The organism is Rhodohalobacter sp. (assembly GCF_034521535.1).
Taxonomy (GTDB): Bacteria; Bacteroidota; Rhodothermia; order Balneolales; family Balneolaceae; genus Rhodohalobacter.
On sequence record NZ_JAXHMF010000006.1, the window covers coordinates 272,338 to 297,392 of the forward strand.

Genomic DNA, 25,055 nt, shown 5'->3' on the forward strand with positions numbered 1-25,055 from the left:
TTAGAGAATGTAGGGCCAGTAAAAACTTGTCATCAATATGACTAAAATTATGGCAACAATGCCAATGATGGAACCGGCAACGATCATGTCTTTGGTTTCCACAACTCCTGTGCTGACGGCAATAGCATTTGGCGGCGTTGAAATGGGCAGAACCATCGCGAAACTCGTGCTGAGGGCAATGATCAAACCGATCATCATGGTTCCGGCAGGTCCTCCGACTACTCCGGATGTGGCCAGGGTAATTCCCAAGGGAATCAGCAATGAAGCCGTTACCGTGTTGGATAAAAAGTTTGACATCATGATAGATACAACGGCAAACACACCGAGCAGAACCAGGTACGACATCTGATCCCAGCTGATGCTTCCCACAATCCAGTCGGCCAATCCAGTTTCCTTCATGGCAATCCCCAATGATATACCACCGGCAATAAGCCACAGAACCTCCCACGGCAGATTTCGGATATCATCCTTCTCGAACGCCTGAGTGAGTGTAAGCACCGCTACGGGAATTAGCGCAACAATACTGCTCTTTATACCGTGAAGGCTTTCTGTGACCCACATCAGGACAGTTACGCCAAATACCACATACAGAATCCAGGCGTTTCTTGACGTTTTCCACTCTCCTTTCATTTCAAGCGGTATTGATTTCAGAGCGGGCGGATGGAGTTTTAAAAGCAAAAACCATGCAAAGGCAAGCATAACGATCGCCAATGGGAGCGCGTAGAGCATCCAGCTTCCAAATTCTATATTCAATCCCTGTTGGTTTAAAGCCGCAATCACAACAGCGTTTGGAGGAGTACCGATTGGCGTTGCAACCCCTCCGATATTAGCTGCAAATGGAATAGAGAGCGCAATGCTGATTCTGGCCGGATCGGTCATGTCCATTTTAGCAAGTATGGGAATGATGACCGTCACCATCATCGCCGTGGTTGCCGTATTACTCATAAATGCGGAAAGAGAAGCCGTCACAACCATCAAGCCAAACATGATCATTTTCGGACTGGTGCCAAACGGTTTTAGCAGAATCCGTGTCATGTTCTTATCAAAATTGTATTTGACGGCGGCATCAGCCAGAACAAATCCACCCAAAAAGAGGATTATAATCGGGTTGGCCAGCGTTCCCACAAACTGACTGAACGGAACAGGATCGTAGCTTGATATGGACCCGAATGAGATCAGACCTTCCGCACTGAGCAGAAGTACTTCGAGGAGAATCACCAAAATAGATGTCGAGTAGATGGGAATGGTTTCAAACATCCAAAAAACAGCAGCCAAGAGGAAGATACTTAGTGCCAAGTGTCCCGGCAGCGACAATCCGGGAAAAGTGATGAACAGTGGAATACAAAACCCAATAATCCCTAAAACAAGTCCGGTCAGTTTAGCTTTATCCATAGAACAATAAATAAGTCAGAACGATGATTGATTTATATCAAAATACACAGAAATTGAGTTCTAACTGAGAAGTTTCCTTAAAAAAACCAATTATTTACTGGTAGCGGTTTCAGGATTATATATCACGTTATGATTCTATATTCATCACTATACAACTATGGTAGATTTTTTGGAGATCCAAAAACAGATCAATTCAATCTCTCGCTAATTTGCGCAGATTACTCCGCAGAGCCTCGCAGAATTTCTGCGTACGTCTGCGAGTTAATCAGCGTTTCTCTGCGAGAATTGTATCTGATCTCTTTATAGTTGAAAACTTCTTTCGGTAGATCAAACCAACCTCCTCGCTGCCGTTTGAACGGGATCCCAAACCGGTGAGAATGGCGGAGCATACGAAAGATCAAGATCTACGATATTCTGCGCGGTCATCCCGGCTGTAATTGCGGTAACGATCGTGTCAATTCGCTTAGCAGAGCCTGCAAACCCAACGATCTGTCCGCCCAAAATCTTTCCATTGTTTTCCTCCGCAATTAATTTCACATTAATCTTGTCGCTCCCCGGATAGTAACCGGATCGGGTTCGGCTCTCGATCATGGCAGTTTTATATTTAATGCCAGATTCCTCCAGCTCCTTTTCTGACAATCCGGTTCTGGAGATTTCAAGATCTTTAAATTTCGTGATAGCTGTACCACATACACCCGGAAATTCAAGATCTCCGCCGCTCAGATTTATCCCGGCTACCAATCCATGTTTGTTAGCTACGGTTCCGAGAGCAATCCAGGTCTTCTCTTTTTTGATCAGGTGATAAGACTCGGCACAATCTCCGGCAGCCCAAATACCAGGCACTGATGTCTGTAACTTTTTATCAACCTTAATTGCACCCTTCACACCGGTTTCTATGGGTGTTCCATCTGTAAGGGCAGCGTTTGGTTTTACACCCATTCCAAGAATGACCAATTCTGCTTCCACTTCTCTTTGATCAGTCAGAACTGAAGTGACCGTTCCATTCTTTGCTTCAAAACTATCCAGTTTTTCATTCAGAAAGAGATTAACACCCGATTCTCTCATATACTCAGCAATCAGATCGGCCATATCTTTATCCATGGTGGTCATCACCTGCGGAGCCATATCAAAAAGGGTTACCTCCATATCTAGATCCAGCAGCGCTTCAGCCATCTCTATTCCAATGTATCCGCCTCCAACGATGACCGCCTTTTTGGGCGAATGCTTTTCTATGTACTTAAAAACGTCAATTCCAGTTTGAAGTGTACTCAAACCGAAAATCCCGTCTGAATCTATCCCCTCAAAATCCGGACGGATCGGAGAAGCACCGGTTGCAATCAATAGTTCGTCGTAAGACTCCCAAAATGTTGAATCCTCCTTAATATTTCTGACTTCAACCTTTTTACTATCCACGTCAATATTTATAACCTCATGACGTGTTCTTACGTCGATATTCTGTTTTTCCCTGAAAACTGCAGGTTTCCGGGCAATCAGCTGGTCGGAATCACTCACCTGCCCCGCGATAAAATAAGGCATCCCACACGCTGCGTAAGAAGTGTGATTTCCCCTTTCAAAAACCACAATTTCCCGGTCGGGTTGTTCCCTTCTAACTTTTGATGCAGCGCTCATTCCGGCCGCGTCTCCTCCGACGACTACTAATTTTCCTTTGCTCATAACCCTGTTTATTTAATTACGCTTTATAATAATGTATCAAGAATTAAAGTCATCCTCTATTCTGAATGAACAGTAGTATACATTCTTACTCTCTTTAAAAATATGTCTTACCTTTCGGTTGAAATTTTTCAACCTATATATCTAACATCAACATGGAAAAAGAGACATCATCGAATAATTCGAACCGAGGGTTTAATTTTGTAGTCAAATGGTCAGTGCTGTTTTTTGTGGTGCTCGTAATTGTCGGTTTAATATATCGATCGCTATACCCTGTTAAACTCAATCTGAATCAGGATGAGTACATCAAACAAGTTTTTACCATCCAAAAATCTGACGTTTACGATGAGCCATCAGATACCACAACAGTAGTCGGTGAATTTGAACCTAGCGAAATCTTATTTGTAATAGATGAGCAGGGTGATCAATATTTAGTTAGGCCACTGCTTACGACCTATATCGACAGCGTGTGGATCAATCAAAATCATGTATTTGACTATTCACGTGAACACTACCGTCAGTGGCAATATGTGCAGGATAGCAGGAGATTTGACTCAGAGGATTAATTTTATGCAGAAATGACCGGTAATACAGATCATAAAAAGCCCGACCGAATTACAAGGGTTCATCTTTGGGTTGGACGAATCTTACTCATTGTAGTTGGGCTGGAATGGATCTATCTATTGACAGAATCGCAATGGCTCTCTCTTTTTGTGGTGAGTCTGCTTTTGATTGTTCTGTTTATTCCCATCATTTTTAGAAAAAGACTACAGGTGGATATTCCCGCGGAATTTCATCTCACAGCGGTCATATTCACATTTGCGGCTCTCTATCTGGGTGAAGTTCAGCATTTTTACCAGCGCGTTTGGTGGTGGGATATTGGCCTTCACGCATCAGCCGGCCTGATTATGGGGATATTTGGTTTTCTGCTGATCTATATTCTCAATGAAAGTAAACGTATTGATATACATTTAACATCCGGTTTTATTGCTTTATTTGCATTTACTTTCGCCGTGTCTATTGGGACAATCTGGGAGATTTTAGAATTTACTATAGATCATACCTTTGAGTTGAACATGCAGAAACAGATGATGGATGATCCATCCGGTTTAACGGATACCATGTGGGATATGATTGTAAATGCCGGCGGAGCATTCATCATTAGCATGTCTGGCTGGATGTATCTGAAATCCGCCAAAAATTACTTTGTGAGAGAGTGGATCAAAAAATTTATCGAAAAAAATCCAAGACTGTTTAGCAGGTAGCCGTCATTAGTTTAAATCATCCAGGAAATGTCTTAATACTATTCAGGCATACCCTATATAAATCCAGGTTCTGATACTTTGAAAAGAATTTCCCGATAGGCTTGGACTATGAAACTTTAATGAAAGTCCTCTTCTCGTTACTTATCTGATGTGATACAGAGTGAAAAAAGAGCATGATTGAAAAAAAGATATGAAACAGTACTGGGAAGGGACTTCCCGATTAGCCAACTGGCTAATTCCTCTGCGGCGGGACAGGCTTCTCGTCCCTTTTCAGACACATTACTGTTCAAAGTAATATAATGGTAATGGTGCTGAGTTATAAATCGAGATGAATAGTAGTACCTGGGAAGGGACTCGAACCCTTACGATGTCGCCACCACCGGATTTTGAATCCGGCGCGTCTACCAATTCCGCCACCCAGGCTAATTGTTTGAAGATTTCAAATATAAGCAGGGTTCCAAACAATAGAAACATCTATTTGATCAAATTTTATAGATACATTTGATGCATAAACTGAATCGTAACTTCAGAAAAGTTAACTTATCAAATAAGAGGATTTCTTAGTAGTTTAATTACTGACAAACGTAAATCATTTAGTCCACTTAAAATGAAAAAAGCATTAGTAGGAAGTTTGATTGGTGTAGCAATTGTCGTTGCACTGGATTCATTCGCCCGTGTTATTATCTCTATCTATATGGGATTAAATTATCCAATGATCTCATACTCTGAATTCCCCGGGATCATATGGCCAATGCTGCTTACCCTCATTGGTGGCTTCTCGGTCTTTTTCGGTGCGATGTTTACGCTAACCTATGGGCGTTCACATAGATTGGTAGCACTTTTGAATCTTCTTTTTTTCATTATTCTCCTTCGCTACGGTCAGATCTACCTTTTAACAGGCATTGAGTCTCTATTCTATCCGATTACAACATTGGTTCTATCTTTGGGATCTATACTTTTAGCGTGGCAGCTAACAGATCCCAAGAAAAATTCCGCTCCTCAAGAGGTAAAAGAAGAGAGCGATTTAGGTGAAAGCCATCAGGATTATCACAAACCGCAAGAGAACTGATTCGCAAAGAGCGTCGGAGAGATTAAATAAATCTTTGATCTGTCTGATTCAAAAACGATGCAGCAGCTTTACTCCTCATCACATTGAAACATAAATCCTTTTTTCCGGATCGTTTCAATAAAATCAAATTCCGAGTGCTCTCGCATTTTCTTTCTAAGGTAGCTGATATACACATTGATGTAGTTTGTTTGAGTATCAAAGTGTATATCCCAAACTTTACTGGCAAGCTCTTCCTGCGAAATAATTCTCCCTTTATTTCGAACAAAGTAAACCAATAGATTAAACTCGTTATTGGTTAAGTCTACCTCATTTTCATCGATAATCATTTTTCTGGTTATCAGATCTACGGTAAGGCTGCCGCATGTAAGCTCTTTCTCTGCGCCTTTGTTGTTACTTCGTCTTGCAATGGCATCAAGGCGAGCCATCAACTCATCACTGTTAAATGGTTTCGTCAGATAATCGTCTGCACCTACATTCAATACCTTAACTTTTACATCTGTCTCGTGTTCGGCAGAAAGTACAAGCACCGGAGTTGTAACTCCCTCCTCTCGGATTTTTGCACATACATCATAACCGTTACCATCGGGCAGACGCAAGTCAAGAATGATCATATCAAACTTGTTATTGAGAGCCTTTTCTTCTCCGTCGCCTGCTGTTTCAGCAACAGCAACATCATTTCCCCGGTGTTCCAGAACTGCTTTTACAAGTGTTCGAACGGTCGGATCGTCTTCAACGACTAATATTTTCATCTTTTTTTTGGTTTCCGTAGATGCTGTAGACATAATTAATTCATTTCAAAGTTGTAAAGATGAATCTTCTGAAGGTTACAAAATTATTTAATTCAAAAAAGTATTTTTTTACACCTCTTCATAACCACTGCGTTTAAACCATTTAAAAATTTGATTTAAATAGACTTCACTAAATGAATGGTTTTCATTTAATAAATTCAACTCTGCTTTTACACCATTTTCCTTTAGCATTTCTATTTCGTTGGCTTGAGGTCCGGACTGAACCTTATCATCGTTTTTGCCATGAAACGCAGCAATATTCATGTGCTGTATATTTTCAAAATTCTCATTTAGGATCTCCGTTTTAATTCTCGCTCCAGTCACGGCGAGGTCATTCACGTGTTTCCAGCGCGTGAGTGCAAAATAACCGGCCAAATATCCTCCCATGGAATAACCCATAACCCCAATTCGGTTCACCTGAATAACCGGCAAGAGTTTATCTATAATTCCCTGAATAAATTCCGATGCCAATTCCAGGGATTTGATAAATTGTCCTTGATTTCCATCATACAGATACCATGCTCGTCCCCAGTCAGAAACATTCTTTTTTCTGCTTCGGTCGTAAATAGGATACGGTCCCTGAATAAACAGATGATAGGCTTTAAGATTTAACAGAGAATCACATCGCTTCTTAAATAGATCAATATTCTCACCAAAACCGTGTAAATAGATGATCAATGGTTTTTCACCCTTTTCTCCGGTTTCAATCAGTGAATAAGGTACTTCTACTTTAAAAGATGTTTTTCCGGATACCAATACTTCTCTATCCTTACCGGCCATTTAACTTTTAAGCTTAAATTAATTGATGAGTCCTAAACAACTGTGTAATCTGAACTAATGATAGTAAAATTTGTGGAACAAATAGCAAAAATTACAACTGTCTTTCTGAATGTACCATAAATTTATTTACGTTGATCTATAAAAATTCAATAGCTTATGTCATGAATTGAGAAGACAGATCGTTAATGAAATTTACAAACGTCCCTATAAGTTTATTTTTGAGCGCCGCATTAGTAGCGGTATTTCTCAGCCCAATCCAATGTTATTCGCAAGGCGGTTATAACGGAGAATTTTCCAGAATGGGATTCTCACCAATCGGACTGTCTATGGGAAATGCCATGACTGCATCCACACGGTACAGCGGACACAGCTACTATAATCCCGCTCAGGCAGCTCTTCAAAGCAGTTCTATTCCTCTTTTATTTTCATCTGGTTTGATGCAGTTCGACAGGCAGCTTCACATGGTGTCTGTAAATTTTCAGCTTCCACCCTCGGCCGGATTAACTTTCAGCCTGATAAACGCCAGAACCGGAGATATTGACGGCCGTAACCTTAGCGGATATCATACAGGATATTTGTCAACGTCTGAATATCGGTTATCCGGAACATTCGGAATTCGATTTTCAGAAAAAGTCCTGGCCGGTCTAGGGATCAATTTTAACCATTCTGATTTTCATGAAGAAGTTCCTGCCGTTCAGGGAATTGGCATCGACCTTGGCATTATCGGAAAAATTTCAGACCGGCTGAATGTTGGAGCATCCATCCAAAATTTGCTCTCTTCCAGATCTGTTAATACGTCTGATCTATATGGAACAGAATCGGCTTCAAATAGAGAGAAAGAACCCCTCAGATTCTTAACCGGAGTAACCTATATCTTATTTGAGGATCTTATACTTCATGCGGATTATGAACTTCGTAATCAATATGGAGAATCTGTGCTGGAAAATAGTGGAAGGAATGAAATTCGTTCAACTGCTCAATTTTTCAGATCAGGAGTTGATTACTCTCCACATGAAAGAATTTCTCTGCGTGGAGGAATGATTTGGAATGAAAAGAATCCGGAGCAAACACTTCAACCCTCTGCAGGCTTTTCAGTTCATCTTCCTTTTGATCAACTTACTCCATCCATAGATTACGCTTTTGTTGCGGAACCATCCGGAATCTCATCAATGCACGTCTTCGGATTGAGAGTGAATATTTAGGTCTTAAGAGAGAATTTATAGTATTAATGACTTTAACTAATAAGCATTATGTAGATTCGTGTGGGTGATGAAAATAGTACCACAATGTTGTGCCTTGGTTGATCTCCGTGTGTTATAGATAATATTAGTAACATATTTGATTTTTACATCAATGAATGTGCTTGCCCCAAAGTGGGCAACGTCAATAACATAGTGCAGCGCGCTATGCCATGTACAGCTGCCATAAAAGAAAGCCCTGTAGGGGCGCAATCCAGACAAACCATTTCTATGCCACAGTCTCTTTCCAAAGTATACACGCATATCATATTCAGCACAAAACACAGAAAAAATCTGATCGATGATACGATTGAAAACGATCTTTACAATTATATCGGCGGGATATGTAAAGACATGGGATGTAATCCTATACAAGTTGGCGGTCATAAAAACCATGTTCATATTTTATGCCTTCTATCAAGAAAAATAACCCAAATGAAACTGCTTCAGGAAATGAAACAGGGCTCCTCTAAATGGATAAAAACGATGGATGAACGTTATGCCAATTTTTACTGGCAGGATGGATACGGAATCTTCTCAGTTTCCCCAAAAGGAGTAAACTCAGTTATTGAATACATCATAAATCAGCATGAACATCATCAAAATATGAGCTTTAAAGATGAGTACAGAAAGTTTTTAAAGAATTACGGAGTGGACTTCGATGAACGGTATGTGTGGGATTAATCTGGCAAGCAGACACTGTGAAGTAGATGCAGCAGGACCGGCGCCCGCGTTGGGGCTGCCGGATGGTTGATTGGCTATCATCGCGCGATGCACGATGTTATTGACCGGCGCTCCTTTGGAGCTGTTTAATGCTGAAACTCTTAATAATGATGATGGTTCAGCGGCTTTGGTGGCATATCGAGCATCCAGTCTATTCTGTATTTTTTGATAATATAAACAGCTTGAATCTGGTAATTCACGCCCTCATAATTTTAGATACAACCGACTATGATAATTTAAAAGAAAGCTATAAACTACTAAAATTCACCTCTGCGATCTTTCAACTCTTTGTATAGCATCTCCCGGGCTCTGAAGATGTGCGCCTTTACAGTCCCTAAAGGTAAATCCAGCTGTTCTGAAATTTCATCATAGCTCAGCTCCTCGAAATGACGCAATTTAATCACCACTCTGTATTTATCCGGCAAGTCCTCAATGGCTTCGTGGATAATATCACTTCTCTGTTTGCGAATGATTTTCCGGTCTGTACCTGAGTGTTCATCCTCCAGCTGGATATTCATCTCCCCCTCTTTGGTCTTAACCGGTTCATCAATGGAGGTAGTTTGAAGCTTCTTCTTGCGCAGATAATCAATTGCGTGATTCGTTGTAATCCTATAGAGCCAGGTAGAAAAAGCGTAATTGGTATTGTAGGACTGTAGGTTATCAAATGCCTTCATGAAAGCCTCCTGAACCAAATCCCGTACCTGTTCCTTGTCTTTCACCATTTTGAGTAAATGGAAAAAGAGAGGAGTCTCATATTTCTCCATCAGAGATTTGTACGCACCCTGATCTCCGGCAACAGCACGTGCTACCAGCTTGTCATCCTCAAGGCTGCTTGCTGAGGCATTTTCACGGGGCGTAGTCTGTGATTCAGTACTTTTGTCTTGGTGTGACATCAAGATGATTAAATTTTAGCCGGCCAATGACAGATGCAGCTTAATATTTTCGCTTATTAAAATAAGAAGGACTTACTATCCAAAAAACCTATAATCGATAGAAAATAAACATAACAATACCACTATGAAAAAACTACTTACATCTGCGTTTATACTATTTCTGGCATTTGGAATTCATTCTACAGCTACTGCGCAGGTTAGCGTAGGGGGCGGACTCGCTTACGGCGAAAACATTGAAGAACTTGGACTGAAGGTTGACGGAATCTACGTCATTAATGAAGAGTTCAGAGCCGGTGCGGATATCATCTACTATTTTACAGGTGATGGAATTACGTTTTGGGAATTAAACCTGAACGGTAACTATCTGTTCGTTGAGGAAGAGGATTTAATCGTTTATGCCCTGGGAGGGTTAAACTACGCACGTCAGAGCTTCGATATTGATGGCATGAATAACCCCTCAAATTCGGAGATAGGCTTAAATATTGGTGCAGGCCTGGAGTATGATCTGGACTTCGCGAAACTGGCACCTGAAATTAAATACGCCTTAAGCGATTATGACCAGTTAGTCATATCTGTTGGTTTAAGATTTCCAATTAATTAAACAAAAATTTCAGACTATCAAGACAGAGTCAGGCGTTTGCCGAAAGGTAAACGCCTTTTTTATTTTGTTAAAATTCCGTGACGAATGCCACCGGTGGAAACAATCAATTCATCAAACTTGAAATGATTCATAAACTCATGAAGTATAATGAGTCCACCCGTTATCACATCTCCTCTGCCGGTTAAAAAAGGCGAGTATTTATGTTCAATTTTATCAGAATTTATTCTTGAAAACTCATCTATAAAGTTTTCAACTGATTCTTTCTTTAAATGGTACCCATTAATCAGTGAGGCGTCGTACTCTTCCAATCCAAGTTCAATTGCCGCAATGGATGTAACTGTGCCGGCTACACCCACCAACCGATAATTCTTTAGATTGAAATTTTTGGCCTTTAACAGTCTTTTGACTTCATCCCGCAATGTTTCAAGTTCATCGGCTGTCGGTGGATCATTTTTCAAGTATCTTTCCGAAAATCGAACGCTGCCCATATCTATGGATACGCCGCTGCTCAACTCGAGACGATTACCCATCGCGATCTCAGTGCTGCCTCCCCCAATATCTAAAACAACAAAGTTTCCGCTCTGATCTTTTAAAACGGAAATAGCACCGCTATAGGTGGTTTGAGCTTCCTCTTCACCGCTCAACAGCTGAACACTCCATCCTGTCTCTTGATAAATTTGATTTAGAAACTCTCCCCTGTTTGATGAATCCCGAACGGCGCTTGTCGCAGTCACCACGACATCTTTTACAACCGAAGGATAATTTTCTACCAGATGAGCCTTGTAACTTTTTAAGACGTTAACCACCCGGTCACAGCTATCCGGGTGCAAATTTTTATCAACATCAACACCTTTGCCTAGTCTTGGAACAGCATGTTTTTCTTCCAGAACCTCAATATCGCCGTCTTGAATTTTGGCTACCAACAATAGCACTGAATTTGTACCAATATCGATTGACGCTTTCAGCTCTGCTGTATTCATTATTTTTCTTTTCACTGCTTTTTCAAGTGAAGTAAAATCCACTCTTCTTCCCGGGTTTTTCCGATAATTTCCACCGGATGCTCATTTAGATTCTCCCTAATGATCTCTTCATCTGAATCGAGCAGTCCCGTTAAACAGATATCCCCACCGGATCTGGTATGCTGAACTAAAAACGGAATGATTTCAAGGATCACATTTCGATTGATATTGGCCAGGGTAACATCAAACACCTCATCATCTTGGATCTGCTCAGTGCTGCCAAACCTGATCTCTACCTGCTCACTCACCCCGTTAATCAGAGCGTTTTCCGTGGCATTTACTTCGCTCCACTTGTCCACGTCAAAACCGATTGCTTTTTTAGCGCCCAGTTTGATAGCTGCAATAGCCAGTATTCCTGTTCCGGTCCCGGCGTCCATAACCTTTTTCCCTTTAAAATCTATGGAAGACAATCTGTTTAGAATCAGCTTGGTCGTTGCATGATAACCGGTGCCAAACGCCATTTTTGGATCGATCTCGAGCAGGATTTGTCCCTTGGGTGGTTTTAAGTCAGACCAGGTTGGACGAACCAGAAATTGGCCGATAAACTGAGGCTGTATCGTTTTTTCCCACTCCTCGTTCCAGTTTTGCTCTTCTATGTCTTCCGTCTCTATGAATTTGGCATCCGGATAAACGCCAATCAACTGTTCGATCAGTTCCCGGTTTGAGTCGTTGTATCGGGGTTTTTCAACATAGGCGATCAAACGGTCATCAAACTGTTCAAAGCCATAAAAATCAATCTCCATCAGTTCCGCAATAAACGATTCCTGATAGCGGTCCTTAAGACTGAATACGAGTTTGATATAGTTCATCGAAATAAATTTTATGATATAAATACAGATCAGGAACAGTGTTTTTAAACAATACCCCACATCCTGGATAAAATCTGTTTACACCGTCACTTTACTCTCTTGCTTGGGATCCAAGTCGTACAGAGAAGATACAGTGGCCTGAATGGTTTTGTACCACTCATTGCCAAACTTGTCATTGATCTCATAAAAATCGGAAAAATCGGGTCGTCTCAATTTCATCTTCCACTCTTGATTCTTCGCTTTGAATACCGGATCGATATGTAAGAGCTGATGATATAGAAGCATTTTTTTGGTGTCTGTATCAAGCATATCCCATAAATCGCCGGAAACTTCAATCAGGTAGTCGTTACCGGAGTAGTGCTTCACCTCTCTGGTGGCCTTCATACACTTTGCAGCTCTCTGCTTAGAGATGTTTGGGTATACCAGCAGGTATCCGATCTGAGCCGGACCAAGCTCAATTTTGTGTGTTTCAATTACGTCTTTTGCAATCTCTTCAATTTCAGGGGCTTCCATCAGCTGTTTGTCTGTCAGCTTGATATCACCTTCGGGTTTTAAAAAATCGTTGTCGGCCATGATACTTTCTAAGGATAAATTTAATTCACAATTCTTTTTCAGTGGATGCCAAAGTTATCAAAGGTAAGAGTCAATAGCGAGAAGACAATGATTACCAAAACCGTAATTTTTCAACAAAAAAAGCCGTATCTGCTATCAACAGATACGGCCTCCACTTTAGGTGTTCACTCAATTAAGCCCTGTGACATAACCCGGATTATTCATCAAGAAATTTATGTGTAAACAAGGCGAAGTAAAAATAGTGACGCAAGGGTACAGAGGTACCCTGAGTAAGCTATTTTTCAATTCAACGCCGTGTACAGTAAAATTTCGCCGCAACAATCTACTCCCAAATTTGGGAAACATGACAAATCATGTAAATCAATAAAAATCATTATTATAACACTTTATTAAATACTTCTTTGTGAATAATCCGGGTTAGTACCCCAATTCCGTGCATGAAGAATTCACATACTGAGCATCCCAGCACATGCGATCTCCATTTTCGTCCAGATAACCCGTTCCTGTATCCGTATTCCAATACAAAACTGTATTGCTGTTGCCAAAGAAACCGGATGATTCAATAGTATTGTCAGCTCCCTCTTTCAGATAGGTTAACTGACTTGTTTGATTTGATTCTCCTTCCTGCAACGTAAACTCAATCATATAATCATTATCTGAGATAATCTCCCATTCATAAAATAGAACCGGTTGAGTATCCGAACCATCTGAATAAAAAGACCACTCTCCATTTTCATTATCATGATCTATAAAACCATACATAAACCGCTGATTGTCCCATGTCTGCCCGGTTTCGGGATCAGTTCCATCAAAATATAAATTCCATTCAATGCCGGGACCTATATCTTCTGCAGTCATTCGCACGGTTAAACCATCAACTGTGTATTCCCAGGTCCAGACTCCATTATCGTACTCTCCCTCTTCACCTGATCCAAAACCCATATAAAATTGGCCAAGTCCTGCGTAGGAAGATAAAGCCCCGCTTGATGACTGAGCGTATGCTTCTGCCATGTTGAAGGTTTGATACTCTTCAGACGGCTCAGTGTTTGCGTCTTCATAATAACTTACATCTACTTCAACCGGGCTTGTTTCTGGCAGTTCGGGCTCTTCAACATCATTATCTGATACAGTATCATCAGAACATGCGGTCAAAAGTAAGATGAACCCTAAAAAAAGAGAGAAAAGTAACTGTCTGAATAAATTTATTTGAGGCATTGAAAAACGATGTTTTAACATTTAAAAAATTAGCTTGATCTCTACCCTACTATGCGAAAAAACTCCCATTGAACTTTCATTTTTTTGAAAAATTATTTCAGATGTTTAACTCTCTTTTAAAATTCCTCACTTTAGTTCTTATCTTATGTATAGAATAAACTATGAACTAACGCTGAGATAAAAATCTTATGAAAATCACATCATCAGAAGAGGCAGTAAAGGGGATAAAATCGGAAGACAAAGTCTACATTCACACCGCGGCAGCTGCTCCGCAACAGTTGATTAAAGCAATGACTTCGCGGCATGAAGAATTGCGAGATGTCTATGTATACCATTTACATACAGAAGGTGCGGCACCATATGTAAAGCCAGAATATAGAGACTCGTTTAATACGCGTGCGTTTTTTGTGGGCAGCAACGTACGGAATGCAATTAAGGAAGGGTATGCAGATTATATACCGATTTTTCTAAGTGAAATTCCCCATCTTTTTAACCGTGGGATTATCAAACTGGACGTAGCCGTAATTCAGGTGAGTCCTCCCGATAAACACGGTTTCTGTTCTTTGGGAGTATCTGTAGATGCATCTCGGGCCGCTGTAAATAATGCCAAGATGGTTATTGCCCAGATCAATCCCAACATGCCCAGAACTCACGGTGATGGAATAATCCACCAAAGTGAAATTGATTTTGCCACTGAGGTAAATGACCCGCTGCCCGAACATGCACCGGCGGAGCTTTCAGAAGTTGAGCTGGATATTGGACGATATTGTGCTGAACTGGTTGATGACGGCGCAGCCCTGCAGATGGGAATTGGAAGTATTCCCGACGCAGTTTTAGCTTCTCTCAAAAATCATAAAAATTTGGGTGTTCATACCGAAATGTTTTCTGACGGACTTATTTCTCTTGTAGAATCCGGTGTGATTAATAACAGTAATAAGAAGATCCATCCGAACCGATTAGTTTCATCATTTGCAGTTGGAACCCGTAAACTGTACGATTTTATGGATGACAATCCCAACCTGGCGATGCTGGATTGTGCCTATGTAAACGACACCGCGGTGATTCGAAGAAATCCAAAAGTAACCGCCGTTAACAGCGCTATTGAAGTAGATTTAACCGGACAAATTTGTGCAGATTCAATTGGTACTTATCTCTACTCCGGTGTAGGCGGGCAAATGGACTTTATCAGGGGAGCTTCACTCTCTGAGGGAGGGAAACCAATCATCGCGCTTCCTTCATCAACAAAACATGGAGTCAACCGGATTGTGCCATTTCTAAAACAGGGAGCCGGTGTTGTTACAACCAGAGCTCACGTTCACTACGTGGTTACAGAATATGGTATTGCCAGCTTGTATGGTAAGGGTTTAAAAGAAAGAGCTTCGGAGCTTATAAAAATCTCGCACCCCGATCATCGGGAAATGCTAAATAGAGCGGCTTACGATCGATTCAAGTCCTTATAATTCTATATATTGCAATCGATTCACAATTTTAGGAATCAAAAAAATCAATTTATTTAAAAATGAACAGTTCAAACGAAAGTAAAAGATTTTCTCACACCTCTGATAAAGTAGATGAAATTCTCAATGCATTTAAATCAGAGCCGGCAGGCAGCTTAATTGTGCTGGCCGGAAAAAACAGAGGCGATAAAAAGGATCTCGTCAGTAAGCTACGGAAAAGTGACACCGAACTTAAGGAAATTGATCTTCGAAATGTCATTTCTACCGTAGAAGAAGAGACCTATGAGAATATTGAGGAGCTCTTTAATTCGTTGAGTGGCGGAGAAATCGTTTATCTGAATAATGGTGATGTTCTGAGTGGAGAGTACACGGGTAACACCTACTCTTTCCGGAGATATGCAACGCCGCAAGAGAAGTATTTGCTCACCAAGATTGAAGAGAGTAAGTCAGGATTTATTCTAGATCTTTTGGATGAGGCTAATGTCAACAATCTGCTTGAAAGAAAATCGAAGGCTGTAATTGAGTTTAAGGCACCGAAAAGCGGATTGGGTAAATTTTTCTGGAAACTCAAACAGATTGGCGTACATGGTCATACATTTGAAAACAAACGTCCGCTTAAAAAATAAAATAACCCATCAAGAAGTTTTACTCGGTCGGGATTCTGTTATAAATCAGTTCCAGCATTACGTCTCCAACCGCCTGTAGTACATCCCGATCGATAATATCGATGTCATCCCGTTGGGTATGCCAGTATGGTGGAAAATCTATTCCACCTGATACGTTCAACCGGTGATGGATAATGTTGATCATCGGAATTCCTGTATACTGCTCAACGATGATATGATCGTCGGCAACCCTGCCACCTCTCTCATTTAAAAACAAATCACTATGTCCTTTCTCTGCAGCGATTGACCAGATTTCGTCAACCAGCTGTGGAGCAAAATTAACAGAGTGACCCTCTTTTGGAAAAACAGCACCTTGTCCGCCTACCATATCAAGAAGTATTCCAAAACGCGGATTATAACCCGGAACCGGTGGATTTTGTGCCCAGTACCTGGATCCGATAAAGTAATTAGCCAAATCTCCCTCCTCACCGTAATCTTCACCGTCAAATAGAATGATATCTACACCTATCGGTGGCGGATTCTCACTGAATATGTTGGCAAGTTCCATCAGAACACCCACTCCGCTTCCTCCATCATCTGCCCCGGGAATAGGCTGTTCAGGGTTATCGGAATCGTACTCACCGCGCGGTCGGCTATCCCAGTGAGCAGCCAGTACTATTCGATCCGAATATTCTCCACCGAATGATGCCAGGATATTATAGAATGGCAGGTTTTCACCATAAACTTCTTCTTCAAACTGTTGAACATAAACAGAGCGCCGACCGGCTGTTTCAGAAAAATGATTTCTGAAGTATTCTACAGCTTCACGATGTGCATCAGACCCGGGCACTCTCGGACCAAATGACAATTGATCCTCTATATACTCAAAAGCATTTTCGGAACTGAATGAAGGAACTTCTCTACCCTGATCTTTGAATTGCAAACCATTTTGATCATCAGAACAGGAGATCAACAAAAGAAAAATGAACCAAATAGAAAGTATCCGCTTCATTTTAGGAAGATCTGTGAACCATTGTCGATGAAGACTGAGCTGTAGGCAGCACAATGGTATCCATGATATTTACATGGGGAGGCCTTGAGGCTGTAAAAAGAATAATTTCGGCAATATCGTCGGCGGTCAACGGATCCATATTCTTGTACACGGTTTCAGCTGCATCGCGATCTCCATGGAAACGAACTTCGCTGAATTCCGTATCCACTAATCCCGGAGACACTGCACTTACCCGAATATTGGTGCCATGCAGATCCATCTTGGTAGCCTGTGTAATCGCCTTCACAGCGTGCTTGGTTGCACAGTAGACTGATCCGCCGGCATACGCCTCGTGGCCGGCAATGGAGCCGATATTGATAATATGACCGCTGTTACGTTTACGCATCTTTTCGGAAACAAAACGCGTCATGGAAAGCAACCCTTTGATGTTGGTATCAATCATTTTATCCCAGTCCTCAAAATCAGCCTGATCTACAGGATCTTTACCGGACGCCAGACCCGCGTTGTTGACTAGGATATCAATTGGATCAGAAATGGCATCAACGCATTTTTTACACGCTTCCCTGTCGCGGATATCAAATGTAAACGTTTCAATTTGAACAGAATAATGTTCACCAATCTCTTTTGAAATCTCTTTCAGGCGATTTTTTCTTCTGCCCGTAAGTATCAGATTAGATCCGGCTTCTGCAAAATGAAATGCACAGGCTTTTCCGATTCCGGATGTTGCCCCTGTTATCAGAACCCATTGATCCTTCAGTCGTTGAAAAGCCATAATCGTTTTGTTATCCGTTCAACTGTTCAATACGTCGACCCGCGCGCAGAATATCCGATTCCCTAAAACTGTTTCCGAGAAACTGAATTCCAACCGGCAAGCCGTTAGAGTGAGTCCCTGCAGGTACGCTTATCCCGCAAATTCCTGCAAGATTAGCAGTGGTGGTATAGATATCATTGAGATACATCTGAACAGGATCATCCTGGTTGGATCCCAAATCAAAAGCCGTAGTAGGTGCCGTCGGTGAAACGATCACATCCACTTTATCAAATGCATTCTCGAAATCTTGTTTGATCAGTCGCCGTACTTTTTGAGCTTTCGCATAGTAAGCGTCATAATATCCGGCACTTAAAACGTAAGTACCGAGAAGAATACGTCGTTTAACCTCTTTGCCAAATCCTTCCGTACGGGATTTTTTGTAAAGTCGAACAAGCGGAGAGTCTACTTTGGCAAGTCTTTCCAATGCCTCCTCTTTACCTGCAGCGACCGCTACTTTGATCTCTTTTTCGATTGATTCTCGCTCCTTGCCCAGTTCTTTTTCAATCTCTTTAAAATCGGCCCGGTGACCATATCTCACTCCGTCATATCTGGCCAGATTACTGGATGCTTCTGCAGTAGCAAGAATGTAGTAGGTTGCAATTCCATATTTACTATGAGGCAAATTGATAGGAACCAATTCTGCTCCATCCTTCTCAAGACCTTTTAACTGTTCGTTGATCAGGGTGCGGATTTCATCATCCAATCCTTCACCAAAATACTCTTCAGGAACACCGATCTTCAGTTTTCCACTATCATTCTGAATGGCCTTGGAATAGTTTTCAACGGGAACATCTGCCGATGAGTTATCCATCGGATCATGTCCGGATATATGCTGAAGCATCAGTGCGGCATCTTCCACACTATTCGAAAAAGGTCCGATACAGTCAAAAGAGGAGGCAAATGCTACGAGTCCGTAACGGGAAACCCGGCTGTATGTAGGCTTTAAACCCACCACACCGCAGTAGGATGCCGGCTGACGAATAGATCCTCCTGTATCTGAACCCAACGAAACATTGCACATACCTGCAGCTACAGCTGCGGCACTGCCGCCACTTGATCCACCGGGTACTTTAGAAGTATCGTGTGGATTTTTAGTGGGGCCGTAAATTGAATTTTCCGTGGATGATCCCATCGCAAATTCATCCATGTTCAGGCGTCCAATCAACAGAGCATCTTCACCGTGAAGCTTATTGACAACTGTGGCATTGTAAACCGCTTCAAAGTTTTCAAGGATGTTGCTGGAACAAGTCAGCTTCTTCCCTTTTTCACTGATTACATCCTTCACGCCGACAACAGCTCCGGCCAGTTGACCGGCTTTACCGGCATCAATTTTCTTCTGAATTTCGGCAGCCTGTTTCAGCACCGACTCTTCATCGTACGCTATAAACGCATTGATTTCCGGATTTTTTGATTTAATGACGTCGAGATAAGTCTTTGCAAGATCCGGTAATTTTAACTTACCGGATTTCATTTGCTCTTGAGTCGAGAGCAGATTTTCCATTGAGAAATGCCGTTATTTTTTAGATTCTTCCTTTACTGTCTCGTTATTATCCTTGACTGAGCTATTTATTTCATCTTTGCCTTTATCGATCTCTTTTTTGATATCGTCAGAAGCTTTCCGGAATTCCTGAATTCCCTGACCAATACCTCGTGCCAGTTCAGGAATACGTTTTGCACCAAAAAGAAGTAATATGGCAAGGATAATTAATACCCATTCGAAACCGCCTATTGAACCCATATGATTATAAACTTAGGTTGTGAAAATTTGTTTATCTAATCATTTAAGATAAAAAATATTTACGACCCTTTTGTACCAGATATTTAATTCTTTTCAGGGTATCAATAGTTCTAAAAAAGAAGCAGCTCCAAAATAATGGAGCTGCATATACAAGCTGGTCTTTTTAAGGCTTTACTCAAAATATTTAACAAAGCCTACTCTCCTTTTACATATTGGTCAAACCAGTCGAGATAGCGCTCAAATCGATCTTTTTGGAATACAGGAGTTCGAATTCCGTGATGTTCTCCGGGATAGACAACAAGCTGTGTTTCTATTCCTAATCTCTTCATCGCCTGGTACATCTGTTCAGAACTTAAAATAGGTACATTCCAATCATCCGAGCCTCCCATCCACAGCGTGGGTGTTGTTACTTTGGCAACATCGTTGAATGGAGAAATTCTTTCCCATTTTTCAGGCGTTTCCCACGGTAAGCCAAGCTCCAGTTCCCAGTAAAGCTGATAGTGATCGTGCCCGTAAAGTGATCGATAGAGAGTTTCGCTGGCTCCCGATATGGCTCCATTGAAACGATCTGTTTGAGTGATCACGTAGTTTGTTAAGATCCCTCCGTATGACCAACCGCCAACTCCAAGCTGATCAGCATCTGCAACACCCATTTCTATTGCGTGATCCACTCCGGCCATCACATCTTCAAAATCTTTATTACCCCAATCCGCAAAAAGTACTTCAGAAAATTCCTGTCCATAGCCCGATGAACCTCTTGGATTAACCATAACAACAGCGTAGCCATGAGCAGCAAAAAGCTGAGGCTCGAACCGATAACTGTGTTCAAACTGAGCTACCGGCCCGCCGTGAATCCAAAGCAGTGTTGGATAACTTCTGCCCTCTTCATAACCGATCGGTTTAACCAAAAATCCATGAATTTCTGTACCATCCGCACTGTTAAAGTGAATCTCTTCTACCTCCGGTGCGATTAATTCTGCAAGATAGTCTCTGTTTTCGTGAGTAAGCTGCGTCACGGTACCGGCATCAAAAGAGTAGACCTCATGAGGTTCGTTGAATTTGCCCATCAGCACAACGCCTTGCGAATCGTGCAGGTCAAAATCACGTACACTTACCTGGCCGGTTACCACTCTTTCAAATCCAGTACCATTTCTGTTTACGGTAACAAGGTGGCTCTCCCCGGCATCTTCAAAAGTAAACCAGATCTGATTGCCATTTTCAGAAAATTTTGGGGTCCCTACATTGCGATCAAGTTCTTTGGTAATGAGGCGCTCCGGCCCGCTGCCATCAGCTTTTGTGATAGCCAGGTGTGTTGTAGCGTACCAAATTTTTTCCGGCTCAACACTTGTTCTGTAGGCAATTTCTCGTCCATCAGGACTCCAGGCCGGTGAGCTGTCACTGCCCGGATTTTGGGTGACCTGTACCAGTCCTCCCTCCTCTTCACCAAGCTCGGCATCTACAATCCAGATATTATCATTTTGATTCCCATCCGGTTCTTCAGTTCTATTGCTCGCGAATACAATCTTTGATCCATCCGGACTCCAGGAAGCCGAAGAGTGATCATAATCCCCAACAGTAAGCTGCGTTGCAATACTGTCTCCCGGTGTATATGTGTAGATGTGCACTCTTCTTCGATCCAAATAACCGGCATAGTCCCGTTTAAACTGAAGTCTGTCAATCACATGCGGTTTGGGATCATCTCCTTCATCTTCTTCTTTATCACGAATCATCAGCAGCAGACGGTCTCCATCCGGAGACCATTCAAAACCGTTAATTCCCTGCTCGATATCGGTTACTTGCTGTGCTTCACCGCCACGCATATCCAATTTCCAGACCTGAGTTTTACCGTCATCTTTGGAAGCGCTGAACGTCAGGTAGTCCCCATCCGGCGTCCACTGAGGGTTTCCGGCAGAGTACCCTTCTGCGGTCATGGGCAGCCTTACCGATCCGTCTTTCGAAACCATCCAGATTCTCGTTTCGGACGAGCCTTCATCAAAATCTGTTTGAGAAATTGTATACGCAATCCAATTTCCATCCGGACTTATTACCGGACTGCTGACACTTTTCAAATTGAAATAATCATCAATTTCAACAGGCCTTTGGTCAGATTGAGCATGTGTAAGATTTAGGAATAAAAAAGAGATTAGAATGGTGAGCAGAGAGAAGTGTTGTATTTTCATCAGTAAAAAAAGGGCTTAATTATAAGTACCCTTAAGGTTACACAATGCTGATGAATTATGCTAAAGAATGAGAATGGAAGTGTATCCATCACAGAGTTTGAAGCGTACTTATGTGCTCCAAACTCTGTTCAGGAATATTTTTATGGTCTTAGACGGCCAAGCATACGTGGAAACGGTATCGTTTCTCTAACGTGAGAAAGTCCGCAGATCCAGGCTACCGTTCGTTCAATTCCCAAACCAAATCCGGAATGAGGAACAGAGCCGTATTTTCGCAGATCCAGATACCAGCTGAACAGTTCTTCAGGGAGATCATGTTCGGCGATTCTTGCTTTCAACACATCAATGTCTTCCTCTCGCTGACTGCCGCCTACAATTTCACCATATCCTTCAGGAGCCAATACGTCGAGTGCGAGTGCCAGTTTTTCATCCTCAGGATCGCGCTTCATGTAAAATGCCTTCACTTCTGCCGGGTAACGATGCACCAATACCGGCGTGTCATATTGCATAGTCAGAATGGTTTCATCACTTCCACCAAAATCATTTCCCCACTCAAAGTTGGCCGCCGATTTTTTCCAGACCGGAATATTTCGAAGATCTTCCTCAATCTGATCAATCCGAGTGTGGATCTCCTTGATTCGCTGATCGATCTGAGCTTTTCGCCATTTTTTCGCGGAACCATGCTCTTTTTTAATCTCTTCAAGCTCTTTCTTGATTGCGCTCAATTCTTCTTTACGGTCGTTCTCCATATTGTTGAGCATCTCTTTTGTCTTCTCGCTTTTAAGCTGCTCAACCGCTTCAGTATATGATATCTGTTTAAATGGCTCGTCAACAGCTTTTTTAAGAAGTGTAGTATCCCGCTCCAGAATTTCCAGTTCTTTTTCGTGCTTATCCAGAACGCTTTTAACAATGAACCGTAAAAAGTTTTCTGCAAGCTCCATATTCATATCCAGATCGTAGAAAGCCATTTCAGGTTCCACCATCCAGAATTCTGTTAGATGGCGACGGGTTTTACTTTTTTCAGCTCTGAAAGTCGGGCCAAATGTGTAAATTTTTCCGTGAGCCATTGCCATTGCTTCACCGTAAAGCTGACCGGACTGTGTTAAATAGGCCTTCTCCTCGAAGTACTCTGTTTCAAAAAGAGTTGTCGTTCCTTCAGCGGCATTACCTGTAAAGATTGGGGCATCCATTCGGATAAATCCCTCTTTTTGAAAAAACTGATGTATTGCAAATTGAATGGTGTTCCTGATTTGCATTGCGGCCCACTGTCTCTGACTTCTGAGCCACAAATGGCGGTTCTCCATCAAAAACTCAACGCCGTGATCTTTGGGAGTTATCGGATAGTTCTCCGCGACCTGCAAAACATTTAAATCCGTTACATGCAGCTCGTAACCGCCTATACTTCGATCATCCTTCACCACTTTACCGCTGATCTCAACTGAACTCTCCTGCTTTAGCGTCCCGGCGGCCTCAAAAATTTCTTCACCCACTTCATCCAGAGAAACAATACACTGGCAAAGTCCGGTACCATCCCTTAACTCAATAAAATGGAGAGCTTTACTGCTACGGCTGTTATAAACCCAGCCTTTCAACGTCACAATTTCATCTTGATGATCAGCTAACTGTTTGATGTAGGTCATGTCTGATTTGTAATTTTTTAAACGTTCTGTGGAAATTTTTCAACCCAAAATATTTTATCAATCGGGCGAAATATCGGAATTATTTCAATAAAGATTGAAAAGGAAAAGATCTCAACAATCCGTCGTACGGTGAACGAAAAACCTATCCCATTTCTATAAAATTTTGAATTGGTAAAGAACCGAAATATTCATCTGACCGCTTTGAGCAGTCAGATGGTTTAAGGATATTATCGATTTTCAGGTACCAAAAGAGCTTCTGAAAAAACTTCAGGATCAAAAAACTCTTGTGAGAAAGAAAGCAGTGATTCTGCTGTTACCGAATCGATGTTTTCTACCAGTTCATCCAACGATACAAACCGATTGAAATAGAGCTCGCTTTTAGCCAGTCTGTTCATCCGGTTACTGGTGCTCTCCTGAGAAAGCAGAAGTTTACCCTTCAGCTGTGATTTAGCCTCGCTTAACTCTTTATCACCAACCTTTTCATTTCGGATGATATCAAACTCCTTGCTAATCAAATCCCGAACATGGGTCACGTAATCTTTATCCGTGCCTATGTAAACACCAAACATACCGCTATCGGTATAGGACTGATTAAACGTTCCGATGGCGTAGCAGTATCCGTACTTCTCACGGATATTTTGATGTAAGCGCGAGCTCATACCGCCGCCCAATACCGTATTCGCCAGAAGGAGCAGATATTTGTCAGGATGATCATAATTCAGAGCCCTTCGCCCCATCACCATGTGTGTCTGTTCAATCGCTTTGGACTCTTCTATCTGAAATTTCTCATAATTTGTGAGCGGCTGATCTGCATCGATCGTCGGTTCAGCACTATTCAGTTCCAGCTTCTCATTGATCAACTGAATAACTTCATCGTGATCTACATGTCCGGCTACAGCAACCAATAAATTATCCGGCCGGTATCGGTCTGCCATGTAGTTGAACAGGTCCTGGCGAGTGTAGTTCGAAACTGTATTTTCAAAACCAATAATGGGTCTTCCGATGGGATGATTTTTAAAAACATGATCGCTGAACATCTCAAAGATATAATCATCCGGACTGTCTTTGTACATCTTCATCTCTTCCAGAACAACTTTCTTCTCTTTCTGAAGCTCCTCATCCGGAAACTGGGAATTTTGTACCATATCGCTCAACACATCAATCGCTCGTTCAAGCTGAGTGTCCAAACATCGGGAATAGTAGCAGGTGTACTCTGTTGATGTAAACGCATTGAGATAACCGCCAACGGATTCCATGCTCTGAGCAATATCGTATGATGAGCGTTTTTCAGTTCCCTTAAATAGCATGTGTTCAAGAAAATGGGTAACACCGGCGAGTTCATTCGATTCATGCCGGCTACCGGTCTTAACCCAAAAACCGGCTGTTATACTCTTTACACCCGGTATATTTTCAGTTACAACCTTCATTCCATTTGGAAGTACAGTTTTATTTACTTCTGTAATCATCTCTTCAGTTTGCATAAAATGTTATCTGACAATTTTTAAATCATAAAGCGAGTAGCAAGGCCACTCCTATTTAAACAAAAAAAGCGCCACCGGATTCCGATGGCGCTAGTTTC

The 25,055-nt window shown here is 41.8% G+C and carries 24 protein-coding genes and 1 tRNA gene; 8 read left to right on the forward strand and 17 right to left on the reverse strand.

Translation table 11 applies throughout. The features are described 5' to 3' along the window. Both U5K35_RS13555 and U5K35_RS13560 read right to left on the reverse strand, forming a co-directional pair. Window positions 1-1,392 (reverse strand): DASS family sodium-coupled anion symporter, encoded by a 1,392-nt coding sequence (locus U5K35_RS13555; RefSeq protein WP_322572028.1) that lies wholly within the window; start codon window positions 1,390-1,392, stop codon window positions 1-3. 327 nt (window positions 1,393-1,719) lie between these two features. Continuing rightward, complete coding sequence (locus tag U5K35_RS13560; RefSeq protein ID WP_322572029.1) at window positions 1,720-3,066, reverse strand: CoA-disulfide reductase; 1,347 nt, start codon at window positions 3,064-3,066, stop codon at window positions 1,720-1,722. A 152-nt stretch (window positions 3,067-3,218) separates the two neighbouring features. Here U5K35_RS13560 and U5K35_RS13565 point away from each other — a divergent pair, with 152 nt between their 5' ends. Next, window positions 3,219-3,629 carry a hypothetical protein gene (locus tag U5K35_RS13565; RefSeq protein ID WP_322572030.1) on the forward strand — a complete coding sequence of 137 codons (411 nt, stop codon included), beginning with the start codon at window positions 3,219-3,221 and terminating at the stop codon, window positions 3,627-3,629. Window positions 3,630-3,641: 12 nt separating this feature from the next. After that, window positions 3,642-4,328: a hypothetical protein gene (locus U5K35_RS13570; protein WP_322572031.1), complete on the forward strand. Its 687-nt coding sequence runs from the start codon at window positions 3,642-3,644 to the stop codon at window positions 4,326-4,328. A 339-nt stretch (window positions 4,329-4,667) separates the two neighbouring features. Here U5K35_RS13570 and U5K35_RS13575 read toward each other — a convergent pair. Beyond that, window positions 4,668-4,751 (reverse strand) — tRNA-Leu (locus U5K35_RS13575). Window positions 4,752-4,935: 184 nt separating this feature from the next. On the opposite strand from U5K35_RS13575, the gene U5K35_RS13580 reads away from it, so the two are divergent. After that, the gene (locus tag U5K35_RS13580; protein WP_322572032.1) at window positions 4,936-5,397 is read left to right on the forward strand and encodes a hypothetical protein; all 462 of its coding nucleotides are present in this window, start codon (window positions 4,936-4,938) and stop codon (window positions 5,395-5,397) included. 68 nt (window positions 5,398-5,465) lie between these two features. Here U5K35_RS13580 and U5K35_RS13585 read toward each other — a convergent pair whose 3' ends face one another. Together U5K35_RS13585 and U5K35_RS13590 are read right to left on the reverse strand one after the other, a co-directional pair. After that, complete coding sequence (locus U5K35_RS13585) at window positions 5,466-6,179, reverse strand: response regulator transcription factor (RefSeq protein WP_322572033.1); 714 nt, start codon at window positions 6,177-6,179, stop codon at window positions 5,466-5,468. Between the two features lie 75 nt (window positions 6,180-6,254). Continuing rightward, the gene (locus tag U5K35_RS13590; protein ID WP_322572034.1) at window positions 6,255-6,965 is read right to left on the reverse strand and encodes an alpha/beta hydrolase; all 711 of its coding nucleotides are present in this window, start codon (window positions 6,963-6,965) and stop codon (window positions 6,255-6,257) included. A 185-nt stretch (window positions 6,966-7,150) separates the two neighbouring features. Between U5K35_RS13590 and U5K35_RS13595 the strand changes: the two genes are divergently transcribed. Together U5K35_RS13595 and tnpA are read left to right on the forward strand one after the other, a co-directional pair. Further along, a complete protein-coding gene (locus U5K35_RS13595) occupies window positions 7,151-8,167 on the forward strand; it encodes a hypothetical protein (protein WP_322572035.1) in 1,017 nt (338 codons plus the stop codon). A 267-nt stretch (window positions 8,168-8,434) separates the two neighbouring features. Next, window positions 8,435-8,887 (forward strand): IS200/IS605 family transposase, encoded by a 453-nt coding sequence (gene tnpA / locus U5K35_RS13600; protein ID WP_322572036.1) that lies wholly within the window; start codon window positions 8,435-8,437, stop codon window positions 8,885-8,887. A gap of 296 nt (window positions 8,888-9,183) precedes the next feature. Here the strand turns inward: tnpA and U5K35_RS13605 are convergent, their stop codons facing one another. Further along, a complete protein-coding gene (locus U5K35_RS13605; RefSeq protein ID WP_322572037.1) occupies window positions 9,184-9,819 on the reverse strand; it encodes an RNA polymerase sigma factor in 636 nt (211 codons plus the stop codon). Window positions 9,820-9,943: 124 nt separating this feature from the next. Here U5K35_RS13605 and U5K35_RS13610 point away from each other — a divergent pair, with 124 nt between their 5' ends. Next, window positions 9,944-10,420, forward strand: a complete 477-nt coding sequence (locus U5K35_RS13610; protein WP_322572038.1) for a hypothetical protein — start codon at window positions 9,944-9,946, stop codon at window positions 10,418-10,420. A 59-nt stretch (window positions 10,421-10,479) separates the two neighbouring features. Here the strand turns inward: U5K35_RS13610 and U5K35_RS13615 are convergent, their stop codons facing one another. The 4 genes from U5K35_RS13615 to U5K35_RS13630 form a co-directional block, all read right to left on the reverse strand. Beyond that, the gene (locus U5K35_RS13615) at window positions 10,480-11,400 is read right to left on the reverse strand and encodes a Ppx/GppA phosphatase family protein (protein WP_322572039.1); all 921 of its coding nucleotides are present in this window, start codon (window positions 11,398-11,400) and stop codon (window positions 10,480-10,482) included. Between the two features lie 11 nt (window positions 11,401-11,411). Continuing rightward, window positions 11,412-12,248 (reverse strand): 50S ribosomal protein L11 methyltransferase, encoded by an 837-nt coding sequence (gene prmA, locus U5K35_RS13620; protein WP_322572040.1) that lies wholly within the window; start codon window positions 12,246-12,248, stop codon window positions 11,412-11,414. A 78-nt stretch (window positions 12,249-12,326) separates the two neighbouring features. Continuing rightward, window positions 12,327-12,821 carry a putative metallopeptidase gene (locus U5K35_RS13625; protein ID WP_322572041.1) on the reverse strand — a complete coding sequence of 165 codons (495 nt, stop codon included), beginning with the start codon at window positions 12,819-12,821 and terminating at the stop codon, window positions 12,327-12,329. Between the two features lie 417 nt (window positions 12,822-13,238). Continuing rightward, entirely contained in the window at window positions 13,239-14,036 is a 798-nt protein-coding gene (locus U5K35_RS13630) for a hypothetical protein (RefSeq protein ID WP_322572042.1), read from the reverse strand. A 188-nt stretch (window positions 14,037-14,224) separates the two neighbouring features. Here U5K35_RS13630 and U5K35_RS13635 point away from each other — a divergent pair, with 188 nt between their 5' ends. Next, entirely contained in the window at window positions 14,225-15,496 is a 1,272-nt protein-coding gene (locus tag U5K35_RS13635) for an acetyl-CoA hydrolase/transferase family protein (RefSeq protein ID WP_322572043.1), read from the forward strand. A 59-nt stretch (window positions 15,497-15,555) separates the two neighbouring features. Continuing rightward, window positions 15,556-16,119, forward strand: a complete 564-nt coding sequence (locus tag U5K35_RS13640) for a hypothetical protein (RefSeq protein WP_322572044.1) — start codon at window positions 15,556-15,558, stop codon at window positions 16,117-16,119. A gap of 19 nt (window positions 16,120-16,138) precedes the next feature. Here U5K35_RS13640 and U5K35_RS13645 read toward each other — a convergent pair whose 3' ends face one another. The 7 genes from U5K35_RS13645 to U5K35_RS13675 form a co-directional block, all read right to left on the reverse strand. Next, the gene (locus tag U5K35_RS13645) at window positions 16,139-17,110 is read right to left on the reverse strand and encodes a M28 family peptidase (protein ID WP_322572045.1); all 972 of its coding nucleotides are present in this window, start codon (window positions 17,108-17,110) and stop codon (window positions 16,139-16,141) included. A gap of 1 nt (window position 17,111) precedes the next feature. Beyond that, window positions 17,112-17,882 (reverse strand): SDR family oxidoreductase, encoded by a 771-nt coding sequence (locus tag U5K35_RS13650; protein ID WP_322572046.1) that lies wholly within the window; start codon window positions 17,880-17,882, stop codon window positions 17,112-17,114. A 10-nt stretch (window positions 17,883-17,892) separates the two neighbouring features. Then, window positions 17,893-19,422, reverse strand: coding sequence for an amidase family protein (locus U5K35_RS13655; protein ID WP_322572047.1), 1,530 nt, complete (start codon window positions 19,420-19,422; stop codon window positions 17,893-17,895). Between the two features lie 12 nt (window positions 19,423-19,434). After that, the gene (locus U5K35_RS13660) at window positions 19,435-19,659 is read right to left on the reverse strand and encodes a twin-arginine translocase TatA/TatE family subunit (RefSeq protein WP_322572048.1); all 225 of its coding nucleotides are present in this window, start codon (window positions 19,657-19,659) and stop codon (window positions 19,435-19,437) included. Between the two features lie 194 nt (window positions 19,660-19,853). Continuing rightward, entirely contained in the window at window positions 19,854-21,839 is a 1,986-nt protein-coding gene (locus U5K35_RS13665) for a S9 family peptidase (RefSeq protein WP_322572049.1), read from the reverse strand. A gap of 140 nt (window positions 21,840-21,979) precedes the next feature. Then, window positions 21,980-23,476, reverse strand: coding sequence for an asparagine--tRNA ligase (locus U5K35_RS13670; RefSeq protein ID WP_322572050.1), 1,497 nt, complete (start codon window positions 23,474-23,476; stop codon window positions 21,980-21,982). A gap of 227 nt (window positions 23,477-23,703) precedes the next feature. After that, window positions 23,704-24,957, reverse strand: a complete 1,254-nt coding sequence (locus U5K35_RS13675) for a pitrilysin family protein (RefSeq protein WP_322572051.1) — start codon at window positions 24,955-24,957, stop codon at window positions 23,704-23,706. Window positions 24,958-25,055: the final 98 nt, after the last annotated feature.